This window comes from Microbacterium sp. NPDC057944 (assembly GCF_042887445.1).
Classification (GTDB): domain Bacteria; phylum Actinomycetota; class Actinomycetes; order Actinomycetales; family Microbacteriaceae; genus Microbacterium; species Microbacterium natoriense.
On record NZ_JBHVPJ010000002.1, the window covers coordinates 232,740 to 247,139 of the forward strand.

Consider the following 14,400-nt stretch of genomic DNA (forward strand, 5'->3'; position numbering starts at 1 on the left):
TGGGATCCGGTGTCACCGATTGCTCCCGGGCAACTTCGCGAGACTACCACCAGTTATGAGGGAATCTCGGATCGGCCCGCGCTCACCCTAGACTTGAGGCGACATGTCACCACGCGCTCTCACTCCTCTTCAGCCTGCCGCGACTCCGGCCACGCAGATCCGCAACTTCTGCATCATCGCCCACATCGACCACGGCAAGTCGACCCTCGCCGACCGGATGCTCCAGATCACCGGAGTGGTCTCCGACCGCGACATGCGGGCCCAGTATCTGGACCGCATGGACATCGAGCGCGAGCGCGGCATCACGATCAAGAGCCAGGCGGTGCGGATGCCCTGGCAGATCGGCGAAGAGACCTTCGCGCTGAACATGATCGACACCCCCGGTCACGTGGACTTCACGTACGAGGTGTCCCGTTCCCTCGCCGCGTGCGAAGGGGCGATCCTCCTCGTCGACGCGGCTCAGGGCATCGAGGCCCAGACGCTCGCCAACCTGTACCTCGCGCTGGAGAACGACCTCCACATCATCCCGGTCCTGAACAAGATCGATCTCCCGGCCGCCGATCCGGAGAAGTACGCCAAGGAGCTCGCCTCCCTCATCGGCGGGAAGCCGGAGGACGTGCTGCGCGTGTCGGGCAAGACCGGCGTCGGCGTCGAGGAGCTCCTCGACCGGCTCGTGCAGGAGATCCCCGCGCCGAAGGGCGACCCCGAGGCGCCGGCGCGAGCCATGATCTTCGATTCCGTGTACGACGCCTACCGGGGCGTCGTCACTTATGTGCGAATGGTCGACGGCAGCCTGTCGCCTCGCGAACGCATCCAGATGATGTCGACCGGCGCGAACCACGAGCTCATCGAGATCGGCGTGTCCAGCCCCGAGCCGATTCCGAGCAAGGGCCTCGGCATCGGGGAGGTCGGGTACCTGATCACCGGCGTGAAGGATGTGCGACTCTCCAAGGTCGGCGACACGGTCACGGCATCGCGGAAGCCGGCATCCACGGCCCTCACCGGATACACCGACCCGAAGCCGATGGTCTTCTCGGGCGTGTACCCGATCGATGGCAGCGACTACGCAGAGCTCAGGGAGGCGCTCGACAAGCTCAAGCTCTCGGACGCATCGCTGGCCTACGAGCCGGAGACGTCCGTCGCACTCGGCTTCGGCTTCCGCTGCGGGTTCCTCGGGCTCCTGCATCTCGAGATCATCACCGAGCGCCTGTCGCGCGAGTTCGGACTCGATCTCATCACCACGGCGCCGAGCGTCATCTACGAGGTGCTCACGAGCGACACCGGTGAGACGGTCACGGTGACCAACCCGAGCGAGTATCCGGACGGTCGCATCGGCTCGGTGTCTGAACCGATGGTGAAGGCGGCGATCCTGCTGCCCAAGGACTACGTCGGCACCGTGATGGAGCTGTGCCAGAGCCGCCGGGGCACCCTCCTGGGCATGGAGTACTTCTCCGAGGAGCGCGTCGAGCTGCGCTACAACATGCCGCTCGGCGAGATCGTCTTCGACTTCTTCGACCAGTTGAAGTCCAAGACCCAGGGGTACGCCTCGCTGGACTATGAGCCCTCCGGTCAGCAGGAGGCGGATCTGGTCAAGGTCGACATCCTGCTCCAGGGCGAGAAGGTCGACGCCTTCAGCTCGATCGTGCACCGCGACAAGGCCTACGCCTACGGCACTCTGATGACCGAGCGGCTTCGCAAGCTCATCCCGCGGCAGCAGTTCGAGGTGCCGATCCAGGCGGCGATCGGCGCCAGGATCATCGCTCGCGAGACGATCCGCGCGATCCGCAAGGACGTGCTCGCCAAGTGCTACGGCGGTGACATCACCCGAAAGCGCAAGCTCCTCGAGAAGCAGAAGGAGGGCAAGAAGCGCATGAAGATGGTGGGTCGCGTCGAGGTCCCCCAGGAGGCGTTCATCGCCGCGCTCTCCGGCGACGTCGAGGGCAAGGACAAGAAGTAGTCCGGTTCTGGGTGCCCGCGGCGCGTGGGGGTGATCGCTCAGGCAAGCCGAAGTAGGGTGGAGATCATGCGGCGCGGGACTTTCCGAGACGACACGGTTGACTATGCGGCCGTGGGTGCCACCCACGCCCCGGATCTGATGCAGTACCCGCCGGAGCGCAGCATCCCGGCGGAGCAGTCCTGGCGGATCGGCAGCGGCTCCGAGCGGTTCCAGACGGCAGGGGAGTCCCTGCTGTCGTGGACGGCGCAGCGCGCCGCAGGGCTCGGCATCCAAGACGTGCGCCCGGCCCCCGGTCCCGCGTACGCAGGAGTGAGCTTCGACGCCGAGGGAAACCCCATCGCGCCGAGCAAGCACGACATCGAACAGCGCTTCGACGCGGAGGGCACGCCCTTCGTCGGCCCGGGAATGACCCTGAAGCTGCACGGCCATGTGGCAGGCATGAGCGCCGACGCCGAGCTGCGGGTGATCTCCGTGACGGAGGAGAAGCGCCGCATCGGCTTCGTGCTCGGCACGGTCGGAGGATCGGTCGTGAGCGGCGAGGAGTCGTTCGACATCGACTGGCGCGAGGACAACGATGAGGTGTGGTTCACCGTCCGCGCCTTCGACGCGCCGAACGCGATGCTGTACCGGATGGTCCCCGCGCTCGTGAAGCGGCGCAGGAAAGAGCTGTTCGCCCGGTACCTGCGGGCGATCTCCCCGCTCTACTCGACCCCCGTCTGATGGCGGGTCCCCTTCCCCTCGGCGATCCGGCCCCGGCGGACGGCGGGCTCCCCGCCGATCTCTCCGTCGATCCCTCCGTGCCGTTCTCGGCGTACCTGCACATCCCGTTCTGCCGTGTGCGGTGCGGGTACTGCGACTTCAACACCTACACCTCGGGCGAGCTGCGCGGCGCCAAGCAGGAGGACTACGCCGACACCCTCGCCGCGGAGATCTCCCTCGCCCGTCGTGTGCTGTCGGACGCCGGGGCGCTCCGGCCGATGGACACGGTGTTCTTCGGAGGCGGCACGCCCACGCTGTTGCCCGCGGGCGACCTCGCGCGGATGCTGGATGCGGCGGTGTCGGCCTTCGGGCTCGCCGACGGCGCGGAGGTGACGGTCGAGGCGAACCCCGACACGGTGACCCCCGAGGTCGCCAGGACTCTCGCCGATGCCGGTGTCACCAGGCTCTCCATCGGCATGCAGTCCGCCGTGCCGCACGTGCTCGCTGCGCTGGATCGCACGCACCGGCCGGAGAACGTCCGCACCGCCGTCGAGGCGGCGAAGGGCGCCGGTCTCGCGGTCAGCGTCGACCTCATCTACGGTGCGCCGGGGGAGTCCCTGGCCGATTGGGAAGCCTCTCTCGACGCCGCGCTCGACCTCGAGTCGGACCACATCTCCGCGTACGCGCTGATCATCGAAGACGGCACGAAGCTGGCCAGGCAGATCCGCCGCGGCGAGGTGCCGACACCCGATGACGATCTCCAGGCTGACATGTACGAGCTCGCCGACTCGCGGCTCGCCGCCGCCGGTTTCGAGTGGTACGAGGTCAGCAACTGGGCGCGCTCCGCGGAGCAGCGTTCGCGTCACAATCTCGCGTACTGGCGGGGGAGCGACTGGTGGGGCTTCGGCCCCGGGGCGCACAGTCACGTCGCGGGCCTGCGCTGGTGGAACGTGAAGCACCCGGCCGCATACGCGCAGCGGCTCGCGGCATCCGAGTCCCCGGCTGCTGGAACCGAGCGTCCGGATGAGGCGTCGCGGATGCTGGAGCGGGTGCTGCTGCTGAGTCGTCTCGCCGAGGGCATCGCCGTGGCAGACCTCCCCGCAGGGAACCGAGCCCGCGTCGCCGGCCTGATCGCCGACGGTCTGGTGGATCCTGCCTCCGCCGTTCGCGGCCGCGTTCGGCTGACGCTCCGCGGCCGGCTGCTGGCCGATGCGGTCGTGCGGGAGCTCACCGACTAGGGAGCAGATCCATGCCGGTCGTGCGTCGCTGGGGAACCGTGGTGGTCACGGCATCGAACAGGCGCGTCCTGCGCTCGGAGCCGAAAGCGGGCCATCCGGGGTCGCCCGTGGTGACGAAGGAGACCCACGCGCGGTGCATGTCGGCGGCGAGCTCGCGCGGAGCGTCGGTCCCCGCCATGCGCTGCGTCTCGGGGTCGTCGAGCCGGTCGAACACGAACCCGAGCTCGAGCGCGTGCGCGGCGCGGAGATCGCGCACGGGGCTGGGCCACGCGAACTCGTAGACGTGGGTGTTCGCGGGGCGTGCCCCCGCGACGCGGCTGAGCGGAGCGCGGAGCATGACGTCGGTCGCGAGCTGTCCGAAGATCTCCCCGGTCGACGCCGAAGGGAAGTCGGCGCGGTACGCGGCCACCGCACGGCCGGGGATGCGCAGCGCGAGACGCGCGATCAGCAGCTTCGCCCTGCTGATGCCGGCGAGCGCCTCCGGGGGGAACCACAGCCGGTACTCGTCGGTGTTGCTGCCGATGAGCAGCGGGGTGTCGATCTCGCCGAGCACCTCGTGGGGAGACCGGGGGAGGCTGTCGGGGTCGATCGAGAACTGGAATCCCGGCGCGCCCCCGAGGGGTGAGGAGCCTGCCGCCTGCGCGCGACGGGCCTGCAGGAGTTGATCGGGATCGACGCCGGCGAAGGACTCCCTATCGGGGCGGATGCCGAGCCGCTTCGCCAGCTGCGCGGTGACGCGCCCGGCCTTCTCCGGCGTCTGCGCCTCCAGAAGACCGGACTCGATGATCGCCTGAGCGATCAGCGCACGCGACTCCGGACGGGCCAGGAGACCGGCGACGATCGCGCCGCCCGCCGACTCGCCCATCACCGTGATGCGTGCCGGGTCGCCGCCGAACGCCGCGATCTCGCGGTGGACCCAGTCGAGGGCGGCCGCGGCGTCGCGCAGGCCGAGGTTGCGCGGTGCGTCCTCGAGCACGGAGAAGCCCTCCGAGCCCAGGCGGTAGTTGATCGAGGCGAAGACGATGCCGGCGCGCGCGAAACCCGTGCCGTCGTAGATCGAGAGCGCGGCGGTGCCGCGTTCGAGGGCGCCGCCGTGGATCCACAGCAGCACGGGCGCGTCCGAGGCGTCGACCGGCGACCAGACGTTGACGGTGAGGATGTCCTCGCCGTCGATGCGCACCGAACCCAGCAGCTCGCCGGTCGCGCCGGAGTAGGGGAGCTGAGGAGACGTGGGGCCGAAGGACGTGGCGTCGCGCTCGCCTGTCCACGCGGCAGCGGGCTGCGGCTCGCGGAACCGGTTGTCCCCGAACGGCGGCGCGGCATACGGGATGCCGAGGAAGCGACGGACGCCGTCCTCGACGGTTCCTCGGAGGACCCCGGTGCTGACGGAAGCGGTGGACGGCGTGGTCATGAGCGCCATCCTAGGGTGCACGCGATAGGATTGGCACTCTATCGGTCCGAGTGCCAGGCGGGAGGGTGAGATGGTCACAGAGCGAGGCCTGCAGGTGCTGCGCGCGATCGTGCAGGACTACGTCGAGACGCACGAACCCGTCGGCAGCCGCACGATCGTCGATCGTTACTCCTTCGGCGTCTCCGCGGCCACCATCCGCAACGACATGGCGCTGCTCGAGGACGAGGAGCTGATCGCCGCTCCGCACACCTCGTCGGGGCGCGTGCCGACCGACAAGGGGTATCGCGTCTTCGTGAACCACCTGGCTCAGCTGCGGCCGCTCACCGTGGCGCAGCGCAGCGCGATCGAGTCCTTCCTCGCGGACCCCGCCGATCTCGACGACCTGATGGCGCGCACCGTCCGTGTGCTCACGCAGCTCACGGGGCAGGTCGCCCTGGCGCAGTACCCGTCGTTCGCCCGCGCGCATCTGACCCACCTGGAACTCGTGGCGCTCGCGCCGAGCCGGATGCTCGTCGTGCTCGTCACCGACGCCGGCGGCGTCTCACAGCGCATGACCCCGCTCCCGGTCGAGCTCGACGAGGCCGACGTGGCGGTGCTGCGGGCGCGGCTGTCCGCGCTGATCACGGGCCGTGCGGTGAGCGACGCCGCTGAGCGCCTGCAGACCCTTCTCACCGATGACACGACGACGGATGCCGCGCTGCGCGCGCTCGCGACCGTCATCATCGACGAGCTGGGCGAGTTCCGCCAGGAGCGCCTCGTCATGGCGGGGGCCGCGACTCTGGCCCGGCGCGAACAGGACTTCCGCGGCAGCATCCATCCTCTCCTCGAGGCGATCGAGGAGCAGGTGACGCTGCTGCGGCTGATGAGCGAGATGGAGACCGACGTGCACGGGCTCGCCGCGAGCATCGGCACGGAGAACGCTCCGTTCGGTCTCGGCGAGGCATCGATCGTCGCCAGCAACTACGCCGCACCGAGCGGCACCGCGCGCGTCGGCGTCATGGGCCCGACCCGCATGGACTATCCGAGCAACCTCGCGGCGGCGCGGGCCGTGGCCCTCTACCTGTCGCGGATGCTCGACGAAGACGAGGCGAGCCGCTGAGGCGGCCGCCGAACGAACACACACGGAGAAGGGCCATCGTGGCGGATCACTATGAGGTTCTCGGGGTATCCCGAGAGGCGTCCACCGACGAGATCAAGAAGGCGTACCGACGCCTCGCGCGTCAGCTGCACCCGGATGTCAACCCGGGCGAGGAGGCGGCGGAGCGCTTCAAGCTCGTCACGCACGCGTACGACGTGCTCAGCGACGACGAGTCGCGACGCCGGTACGACATGGGCGGCGGAGACGGCGCCGCAGGCAACTTCGGCGGATTCGGAGGCTTCGGCGACATCTTCGAGACCTTCTTCGGCGCCGCGCAGGGCGGCGGGCGCGGCGCGCGTCCGCGGTCACGGCGCGAGCGCGGCCAGGACGCGCTCGTGCGTGTGACCCTCGAGCTCGGCGACGTGGTGTTCGGCGCGCACCGCGACATCGAGGTCGACACGGCGGTGCTGTGCGAGACGTGTCAGGGATCCTGCTGCCAGGAGGGCACGTCGCCCGTCACCTGCGACATCTGCGGCGGCTCCGGCCACGTGCAGCGTCAGGTCCGCAGCCTTCTCGGCAACGTGATCACCTCGCAGCCGTGCGGCACCTGCGAGGGCTACGGCACGACGATCCCGTACCCCTGCGGAACCTGCGCCGGTCAGGGGCGGGTGCGGTCGCGTCGCACGGTGTCCCTCGACATCCCCGCCGGCGTGGAGACCGGGCTGCGACTGCAGCTGCCGGGCTCCGGCGAGGTGGGCAAGGCCGGTGGCCCCAACGGCGATCTGTACGTCGAGGTCACGGTGAGCCCGCACGCGGCGTTCAGCCGTGACGGCGACGACCTCCTCGCCACGCTCGAGGTCTCCATGACCGACGCGATCCTCGGAACGGACACGAAGATCCAGGGGCTCGACGGCGAGGTCGACCTGGAGATCCGCTCCGGCATCCAGTCGGGTGACGTCCTGACGATCAAGGGCCGCGGCATCACCCCGCTGCGGGGATCCCAGCGTGGTGACCTCAGGGTCGGCGTGCAGGTGGTCACGCCCACCAAGCTCGACTCCGCACAGCGCGCGCTCATCGAGGACTTCGCGAAGAAGGCGAAGTCGCCGGGACCGCAGCTCGCCCAGTTCCAGCAGGGGCTGTTCTCCAAGCTCCGCGACCGCTTCCGCTCGCACTGAGCCATGGCGCTGCACTTCCTGGTCGAGACGTCGAGCGATGCCGCGGTCGGCGACCTCGTGTCGCTCACCGGCACGGAGGCGAAGCACGCGGCGGTCGTCCGGAGACTGCGTGTGGGCGAATCCGTGACGATCGGCGACGGTGCAGGCGTCTGGCTCACCGGTGTCGCCGAGGAGGTCTCTCCGACCCGGGTGGATGTGCGCGTGTCCGACCGTGCGGTCCACGACGCGCCGACGCCCCGCATCGTCCTCGTTCAGGCACTGGCCAAGGGCGATCGCGATGAACTCGCCGTCCAGGCGGCCTGCGAGCTCGGCGTCGACGAGATCGTCCCGTGGCAGGCGAGCCGCAGCGTGACGCGCTGGGACGGACCCAAGGCCGTCAAGGGGCGCGAGCGCTGGGCGACGATCGTGCGCGAGGCCGCGAAGCAGGCGCATCGGCCCTGGATCCCCGAGGTCTCGGAGCCTCTCACGACGGGACAGCTCGCGCAGCGCGCGGGGGACGCGCGGATGCTCCTGCTCGACCCGACGGCGACCATCAGGCTCTCCGAGCGGGAACCGGACGGACGCGACCTGATCCTCGTCGTCGGCCCCGAGGGCGGCATCGCCCCCGAGGAGCTGGACCGCCTCGTCGCGGCGGGAGCCGAGCGCGTGCTGCTCGGCGACACGGTGCTGCGCACCTCCACGGCCGGTCCGGCCGCGATCGCGGTGCTGTCGGTGGCGCTCGGCCGCTGGTGAGCGTCCCCTCAGTAGACTGAGAGCATGAGCGAGCCCTCGATCTTCACCCGCATCCTCACCGGCGACATCCCCGGGGAGATCCTGCTGGAGACCGATCGGGTCTTCGCGATCCGCGACATCAACCCGCAGGCGCCGCTGCACGCCCTCGTCATCCCGAAGACCGAGGAGTACCGCGACGTCACGGAGCTCGCTGCAGGCGACCCCGTGCTCCTCGCAGACATCGTGGCCGCGGCGAAGCGGCTCGCGGAGGAGCATGCGAACGGCGAGTACCGCCTGATCTTCAACAACGGCGCGAGCGCCGGCCAGTCCGTCTTCCACGTGCACGCCCATGTGCTCGGCAACATCGAGGAGAGCAAGCTCGTTGGCTTCTGACGATTTCGATTCCGCTCCCGACCGCGGCAGCGCCGTCGAGAAGATCTACGCAGACGGCGTCGCCATGGTGCAGCTGCTGGGGCCGCAGGACCGGCTGCTGCGGATGCTGGAGAAGGAGCATCCCCAGGTGCAGGTGCTCGTCCGCGGCAACGAGATCACGCTGTCGGGAGACGCCGATGCCGTCGCCGACGCCAAGCGTCTCGTCGACGAGCTGCTCACGATGACCAGGCGCGGCCACGATCTCGCTCCGAGCGACGTCTCGAGCTCCGCCAGGATGCTGCGTCAGGACGGGGGTCCGCGTCCGAGCGAGGTGCTCGGCGAGGCGATCCTCTCCACCCGCGGCAAGGTGATCCGTCCGAAGACGCTCGGCCAGAAGGAGTACGTCGACGCGATCGACGAGAGCACGATCGTGTTCGGCATCGGTCCGGCCGGTACCGGCAAGACCTATCTCGCGATGGCGAAGGCCGTCCAGGCGCTGCAGCGCAAGGAGGTCACCCGCATCATCCTCACGCGTCCTGCCGTCGAGGCGGGGGAGCGACTGGGGTTCCTGCCCGGCACGCTCAACGACAAGATCGATCCTTATCTGCGACCGCTGTACGACGCGCTCAACGAGATGATGGACCCCGAGATCGTCCCGCGTCTGATGGCGACCGGCACGATCGAGGTCGCCCCGCTCGCCTACATGCGCGGTCGCACGCTCAACGACTCGTTCGTGGTGCTCGACGAGGCGCAGAACACCACCCCGGAGCAGATGAAGATGTTCCTCACCCGGCTGGGGTTCGGCACGAAGATGGTCGTCACCGGCGACATCACCCAGATCGACCTCCCGCAGGGAGCATCGGGGCTGCGGACCGTGACGCGCGTGCTGAGCGACATCGACGACATCCACTTCGCCCGCCTCACCAGCGATGACGTGGTGCGCCACTCGCTCGTCGGACGCATCGTCGACGCTTACAGCGAGTACGACGAGAAGCGCACGGCGCAGCGGTTCGAGCGCGAGCAGGCGGCGGAGTTCGCCAATCGCGCCGATCGACGCGGCGCCCAGCGACCAGGACCACGCGACCGGATGCCGAAACGAGGACTCTCATGATCGAGATCAACAACGAGTCGGCGATCGACGTCGACGAGACCGTGCTGCAGCGGCTGACGGACTTCAACCTCGCGCAGCTGCATGTCAGCGCCGACGCCGAGGTGGCCATCGTCCTCGTGGACGAGGGCGCCATGGAGGCGCTGCACGTCCAGTGGATGGACGAGCCCGGCCCGACCGACGTGCTCAGCTTCCCGATGGACGAGCTGCGCCCCGGCACGGAGGACCGCCCGACCGCCCCCGGGCTCCTCGGCGACATCGTGCTGTGCCCGCAGGTCGCGGAGACGCAGGCGCAGGCGGCCGGCCACACGCTGATGGACGAGCTCATCCTGCTGACCACGCACGGGCTCCTGCACCTGCTGGGCTTCGACCACGCCGAGCCCGATGACGAGCGCGAGATGTTCGGTCTTCAGAAGGAGCTCATCCAGGGCTTCGCGGCCTCTGAACGCCGACGATGACCGCGGCCTTCCTCCTCGCGGGGGCGGTGCTGCTCGTCGCGTTCGGTGGTCTCATGGCCGCTATCGATGCGGCCTTCGCGGTGACCTCGCGCGCCGACCTCGAGGAGATGGGCGCCGAGGGGCGCAACGCAGGGCAGCTGTCCCGCATCGCCGCCGACCCCGACGCGCACGTCAACGCGGTGGCGTTCATCCGCGTGCTCGCGGAGACGACGGCCGCCGTCCTCGTGACGGTCGCCTTCTCCAGCCTCTTCGACAACATCTGGTGGGCGATGCTCGCCGCCGCCGTGCTGATGACGGGCATCACCTTCGTGCTGGTCGGCGCGAGTCCGCGTACGTTCGGCAGGCATCACGCCGACGCGATGCTCCGTGCGTGCGCTCCCGTCGTGCGCGGAGTGCGGATCATCCTCGGACCGCTCGCGCAGGGCCTCGTCGTTCTCGGCAACCGCGTCACCCCCGGTGCGGGACGCAGCACATTCAGCTCGGAGGAGCAGCTGCTGAGCATGGTGGACGAGGCGGCGTCGAACGACCTCATCGAGGCGGACGACCGCGATCTCATCCACTCCGTGTTCGACTTCACGGACCAGTTCGTGCGCGCGGTCATGGTGCCGCGCACCGAGATGGTGACGGTGGATGCGACGGCGACCACGAGCGAAGCCATGGCGCTGTTCCTGCACCGCGGCGTCTCGCGCATGCCCGTCGTCGACGACGAGGCGGACGACGTCGTCGGCGTGCTCTATCTCAAGGACCTCGTGCAGTTCGCGTTCCGTGACGAGAGCGCCTGGCGGACGGCTCCCATCAGGCCCATCTCCCGGCCGGCGACCTTCGTCCCCGAGTCCATGCGCGCGGAGACGCTGCTGCAGCAGATGAAGCGCGACGCGGTGCACGTGTGCCTGGTGATCGACGAGCACGGCGGCATCTCGGGGCTGGTGACGCTGGAGGATCTCATCGAGGAGCTCGTCGGCGAGATCTCGGACGAGTACGATCAGGTGTCGGCCGAAGTCGTCGATCTCGGCGAAGGCAGATACCGCGTGAGCGCCCGGCTCTCGTTGGAGGACGTCGGCGATCTCTTCGGACTCGAACTCGAGGATGAAGACGTCGACTCGATCGGCGGACTGCTCGGCAAGGCTCTCGGACAGGTTCCCCAGCCGGGGGCCACGGCGACGGTCGACGGCGTCGTGCTGACCGGCGGGGCCTCTCGCGGGCGAGGGCGCGGCATTGCGACGGTGTTCGTCGAACGGGCGCAGGACGCGGCCCATGAAGGAGACACGGAAGATGACTGAGAAGACCAGAAGCGGCTTCGTGACCTTCGTCGGGCGCCCCAACGTGGGCAAGTCCACGCTGACCAACGCCCTGGTGGGCGAGAAGATCGCGATCATCAGCGACAAGCCCCAGACGACGCGACGCGCGATCCGCGGCATCGTGAACCGTCCTGACGGCCAGCTCGTGATCGTGGACACCCCCGGCATCCACAAGCCGCGCACGCTCCTCGGCGAACGACTGAACGACCTCGTCGAGCAGGTTCTCGGAGATGTCGACGTCATCGGGTTCTGCGTGCCCGCGACGGAGAAGGTCGGACCCGGCGACCGCCGCATCGCCGCGTCCCTCGACGGGTATCCGCGCGCGAAGAAGATCGCGATCGTCACCAAGACGGATGCCGCAGGGCGAGACGAGATCACCGAGCGCCTGATCGAGGTCGACGCGCTGCGCGAGGACTGGGCGGCCGTGATCCCGCTGTCCGCGCTCACCCGGGATCAGCTCGAGGTCCTCTCCGACGAGATCATCCGGCTGCTGCCGAAGGGCCCTGCGCTGTACCCGGAGGGCATCACCACCGACGAGTCCGAGGAGGACCGGATCGCGGAGATCATCCGCGAAGCCGCTCTCGACGGCGTCAGGGACGAGCTCCCGCACTCGATCGCGGTGGTCGTCGACGACATCGCGCCGCGCGAGGACGGCAGCCTGACGGACGTGCACGCGTCGATCGTCGTGGAGCGCGACAGTCAGAAGGCCATCATCATCGGGCACAAGGGGTCGCGTCTTCGGGACGTCGGCGCCCGCGCCCGCGGCGGTATCGAGGAGCTCCTCGGGGCCCGCGTGTTCCTCGGTCTGCACGTCAAGGTCGCGAAGGAATGGCAGCGCGATCCCAAGCAGCTCGGCAGACTCGGCTTCTGAGATGCGCCCGCGTCGACCTCGGGCGGACGACCCGCCTCCCTCGCCGACATGAGCGCCGGCAGCGAAGACCCGAACTCGCTGCGCAATGAGGTCTTCTCCCGCGTCTTCGACGAGAACTGGGCGGCCGTCAGACATCACATCGAGTGCGTGATCGACGACGACGCCGAGGTCACGGAGCTCGTCTCGGTCGTGTTCTTCAACGCCTGGACGAGGCTGAAGCCGAATCGACCACTCGGCCGCGTGTGGCTGCTCCGCGAGGCGGATCGATCACTGCGGCACCGCCTGGGGCGCACCGCCGACCGCCCGGCCGTCACCGAAGCCGTGCACGCGGGGGTGGCGGGAGAATCCGTATCGGAGTGCCCGGCGAGCCACGCCGAGATCCTGAGAGCGCTCTCTGGCCTCAGCGTGCGGGAGAGGCGTATCATCATGTTCACGTACTGGGACGGACTCGCGGTGGGGGATATCGCCGAGTCGATGGGTGTTTCTCGTGCCTGTGCGGAACGGACGAAGCGTCGCGCGCACAGGAAACTGCGTCGCGGCCTGGGCCTGGAGGGGACGGACTGATGCCACAGCTGACCGATGAGGAGCTGGATCGGCTGCTCTACGCAGCCGGTGATCGCGCGCGCACTCCGATCGACGCCAAGCCCGACGCTGAGGCTCTCGCGATGCTCGACCGCATCATGGCGACCGACCCGCACCCGCACCGCACCCGCAACCGCGTCGTCGGCTGGGGGTCCAGTCTCGTCGCTGCGGCTGCTGCCGTCGCGATCGGCGTGAGCGTCGTGGGATCCGGGGGAGCGGCTGTTGCAGGTACGCCCTCTCCGTTGACCTTCGAGGGCTCTGCCACCGTGACGGAGACGATCAAGGACGCGCAGGCGGCGCTGGCGGCAGGCACAGGCCCTGCGGAACCCGCGCGCTACGTGCGAACGGCTGACTGGTCGATGGACATCAACGGCATGACCGGCGAGATCAAGGTGGTTCCCCAGCTGGTGACGCTCGAGTGGGAGCCCGATCAGTCCGGGCGCAGGACCCATGTGGAAGGAGCCGAGTACGACTCCACCGACGCCGGGGCGAACGCGTCCTCCCAGATCACGAGCACGGGAAAGGTGACCAGCGAACTGGTGTTCGAACCCGGGCAGTTCGAGACGCCCATCGTCGATCCGCCGGGAACGAGCAAGGAGGAACTGTTCGCGGCGCTCGTCGCTCTCGGGATGCCCGAAGAACCGTCCGCACAGCAGGCGGTGTCGGCGATCAGGTCTCTCATCCAGCAATGGACCCTCACCAACGCGCAGGAGTCCGTGCTTCTCGGCATCCTCGGTGAGACCGAAGGAGCGGTTGCGCTCGGATCCTCGATTGACCGTCTCGGCCGACCCGTGGCGGGAGTGCGGGTGGTGAGAGCGGATGGCGCGACCAGCGAGGTGCTGTTGATCTCGATCCAGTCCGGACGAATCGTCGGGGTCGAGAAAACGGTCGTGAAGGGCGACGATCTGCTGCCGACCGGTGCGGTGCTCGGGTACCAGGTGTTCGACATCGATGAGGTGATTCCGAAGTGAGACTTGTCAAGAGCATCACCGCCACAGGGGCGGGCATCGTCCTCGCGCTGACCGGTTCGCTTCCGGTTCTCGCGAGCGACATGCCAGAGACGGATCCGCAGGTCGTCCAGATGCTGGAAGCTGTGCCCGGCGGAATCCTGGTCGATGCGCAGACCGCGGTCTGGCCGGGGCTGGGTATGGAGTTGTCGGTACCCTCGTCGGGCGGAATCAGTGCACGGGCCGCGGTAGGCACGTGCCCATCCGGCGCGATCTGCGCCTTTGACGAGGGAAGCCTGAACGGCGCCAGGCTCAGCTTCACCGGCTGCGGGGTCCTGCCGGTCCCGGCGACGTTCACGACGAGGTCGATCGCCGACGCGCGCCCCACCGGGTATGCGCAGGCGCGCAACGTGACCACCGTGCTCGCGACGGCGAACGCGGGCAGCTGGACGAATGTGGGCGGCACCACTACCAACATCCGCTGCGTCTTCTGAC

General features: G+C 69.0%; 15 protein-coding genes. 14 read left to right on the top strand and 1 reads right to left on the bottom strand.

What is annotated here, in order from left to right:
- Positions 1-103: 103 nt before the first annotated feature.
- From lepA to hemW, 3 genes are all read left to right on the top strand, one after another.
- Positions 104-1,957: a translation elongation factor 4 gene (lepA, locus tag ACFVRO_RS10495; protein ID WP_386952030.1), complete on the top strand. Its 1,854-nt coding sequence runs from the start codon at positions 104-106 to the stop codon at positions 1,955-1,957.
- A gap of 66 nt (positions 1,958-2,023) precedes the next feature.
- The gene (locus tag ACFVRO_RS10500; RefSeq protein WP_386952033.1) at positions 2,024-2,677 is read left to right on the top strand and encodes a DUF1990 family protein; all 654 of its coding nucleotides are present in this window, start codon (positions 2,024-2,026) and stop codon (positions 2,675-2,677) included.
- Positions 2,677-3,894 carry a radical SAM family heme chaperone HemW gene (gene hemW, locus ACFVRO_RS10505; RefSeq protein ID WP_386952036.1) on the top strand — a complete coding sequence of 406 codons (1,218 nt, stop codon included), beginning with the start codon at positions 2,677-2,679 and terminating at the stop codon, positions 3,892-3,894. Before ACFVRO_RS10500 ends, hemW begins: the two co-directional genes overlap by 1 nt.
- On the opposite strand, the gene ACFVRO_RS10510 is transcribed toward hemW, so the two are convergent.
- Positions 3,884-5,305: a carboxylesterase/lipase family protein gene (locus ACFVRO_RS10510; protein ID WP_386952038.1), complete on the bottom strand. Its 1,422-nt coding sequence runs from the start codon at positions 5,303-5,305 to the stop codon at positions 3,884-3,886. The genes hemW and ACFVRO_RS10510 overlap by 11 nt on opposite strands.
- A gap of 70 nt (positions 5,306-5,375) precedes the next feature.
- On the opposite strand from ACFVRO_RS10510, the gene hrcA reads away from it, so the two are divergent.
- From hrcA to ACFVRO_RS10565, 11 genes are all read left to right on the top strand, one after another.
- Complete coding sequence (gene hrcA / locus ACFVRO_RS10515; RefSeq protein ID WP_386952041.1) at positions 5,376-6,404, top strand: heat-inducible transcriptional repressor HrcA; 1,029 nt, start codon at positions 5,376-5,378, stop codon at positions 6,402-6,404.
- Positions 6,405-6,442: 38 nt separating this feature from the next.
- Positions 6,443-7,558, top strand: a complete 1,116-nt coding sequence (dnaJ, locus tag ACFVRO_RS10520; RefSeq protein ID WP_105672952.1) for a molecular chaperone DnaJ — start codon at positions 6,443-6,445, stop codon at positions 7,556-7,558.
- 3 nt (positions 7,559-7,561) lie between these two features.
- Positions 7,562-8,290: a 16S rRNA (uracil(1498)-N(3))-methyltransferase gene (locus ACFVRO_RS10525; protein WP_386952043.1), complete on the top strand. Its 729-nt coding sequence runs from the start codon at positions 7,562-7,564 to the stop codon at positions 8,288-8,290.
- Between the two features lie 24 nt (positions 8,291-8,314).
- The gene (locus ACFVRO_RS10530; protein ID WP_386952046.1) at positions 8,315-8,662 is read left to right on the top strand and encodes an HIT domain-containing protein; all 348 of its coding nucleotides are present in this window, start codon (positions 8,315-8,317) and stop codon (positions 8,660-8,662) included.
- A gap of 64 nt (positions 8,663-8,726) precedes the next feature.
- On the top strand, positions 8,727-9,752 hold the full coding sequence (locus ACFVRO_RS10535) for a PhoH family protein (RefSeq protein WP_223587460.1): 1,026 nt from the start codon (positions 8,727-8,729) through the stop codon (positions 9,750-9,752).
- Positions 9,749-10,207 carry an rRNA maturation RNase YbeY gene (gene ybeY / locus ACFVRO_RS10540; RefSeq protein ID WP_105672956.1) on the top strand — a complete coding sequence of 153 codons (459 nt, stop codon included), beginning with the start codon at positions 9,749-9,751 and terminating at the stop codon, positions 10,205-10,207. Before ACFVRO_RS10535 ends, ybeY begins: the two co-directional genes overlap by 4 nt.
- Positions 10,204-11,487 carry a hemolysin family protein gene (locus tag ACFVRO_RS10545; RefSeq protein WP_386952049.1) on the top strand — a complete coding sequence of 428 codons (1,284 nt, stop codon included), beginning with the start codon at positions 10,204-10,206 and terminating at the stop codon, positions 11,485-11,487. Before ybeY ends, ACFVRO_RS10545 begins: the two co-directional genes overlap by 4 nt.
- On the top strand, positions 11,480-12,376 hold the full coding sequence (era, locus tag ACFVRO_RS10550; RefSeq protein WP_344009843.1) for a GTPase Era: 897 nt from the start codon (positions 11,480-11,482) through the stop codon (positions 12,374-12,376). Before ACFVRO_RS10545 ends, era begins: the two co-directional genes overlap by 8 nt.
- A gap of 48 nt (positions 12,377-12,424) precedes the next feature.
- Positions 12,425-12,940 (top strand): sigma-70 family RNA polymerase sigma factor, encoded by a 516-nt coding sequence (locus ACFVRO_RS10555; protein WP_386952052.1) that lies wholly within the window; start codon positions 12,425-12,427, stop codon positions 12,938-12,940.
- A complete protein-coding gene (locus ACFVRO_RS10560) occupies positions 12,940-13,929 on the top strand; it encodes a hypothetical protein (RefSeq protein ID WP_386952054.1) in 990 nt (329 codons plus the stop codon). The genes ACFVRO_RS10555 and ACFVRO_RS10560 overlap by 1 nt, the downstream gene beginning before the upstream one ends.
- On the top strand, positions 13,926-14,399 hold the full coding sequence (locus ACFVRO_RS10565; RefSeq protein ID WP_386952056.1) for a hypothetical protein: 474 nt from the start codon (positions 13,926-13,928) through the stop codon (positions 14,397-14,399). The genes ACFVRO_RS10560 and ACFVRO_RS10565 overlap by 4 nt, the downstream gene beginning before the upstream one ends.
- Position 14,400 lies beyond the last annotated feature (1 nt).

Excerpts from the sequence above, each read along its gene's own strand:
- lepA (WP_386952030.1), top strand. The coding sequence starts at position 104 with ATGTCACCACGCGCTCTCACTCCTCTTCAGCCTGCCGCGACTCCGGCC.
- ACFVRO_RS10500 (WP_386952033.1), top strand. The coding sequence starts at position 2,024 with ATGCGGCGCGGGACTTTCCGAGACGACACGGTTGACTATGCGGCCGTG.
- hemW (WP_386952036.1), top strand. The coding sequence starts at position 2,677 with ATGGCGGGTCCCCTTCCCCTCGGCGATCCGGCCCCGGCGGACGGCGGG.
- ACFVRO_RS10510 (WP_386952038.1), bottom strand. The coding sequence starts at position 5,305 with ATGACCACGCCGTCCACCGCTTCCGTCAGCACCGGGGTCCTCCGAGGA.
- hrcA (WP_386952041.1), top strand. The coding sequence starts at position 5,376 with ATGGTCACAGAGCGAGGCCTGCAGGTGCTGCGCGCGATCGTGCAGGAC.
- ACFVRO_RS10525 (WP_386952043.1), top strand. The coding sequence starts at position 7,562 with ATGGCGCTGCACTTCCTGGTCGAGACGTCGAGCGATGCCGCGGTCGGC.
- ACFVRO_RS10530 (WP_386952046.1), top strand. The coding sequence starts at position 8,315 with ATGAGCGAGCCCTCGATCTTCACCCGCATCCTCACCGGCGACATCCCC.
- ACFVRO_RS10535 (WP_223587460.1), top strand. The coding sequence starts at position 8,727 with ATGGTGCAGCTGCTGGGGCCGCAGGACCGGCTGCTGCGGATGCTGGAG.
- ybeY (WP_105672956.1), top strand. The coding sequence starts at position 9,749 with ATGATCGAGATCAACAACGAGTCGGCGATCGACGTCGACGAGACCGTG.
- ACFVRO_RS10545 (WP_386952049.1), top strand. The coding sequence starts at position 10,204 with ATGACCGCGGCCTTCCTCCTCGCGGGGGCGGTGCTGCTCGTCGCGTTC.
- era (WP_344009843.1), top strand. The coding sequence starts at position 11,480 with ATGACTGAGAAGACCAGAAGCGGCTTCGTGACCTTCGTCGGGCGCCCC.
- ACFVRO_RS10555 (WP_386952052.1), top strand. The coding sequence starts at position 12,425 with ATGAGCGCCGGCAGCGAAGACCCGAACTCGCTGCGCAATGAGGTCTTC.
- ACFVRO_RS10560 (WP_386952054.1), top strand. The coding sequence starts at position 12,940 with ATGCCACAGCTGACCGATGAGGAGCTGGATCGGCTGCTCTACGCAGCC.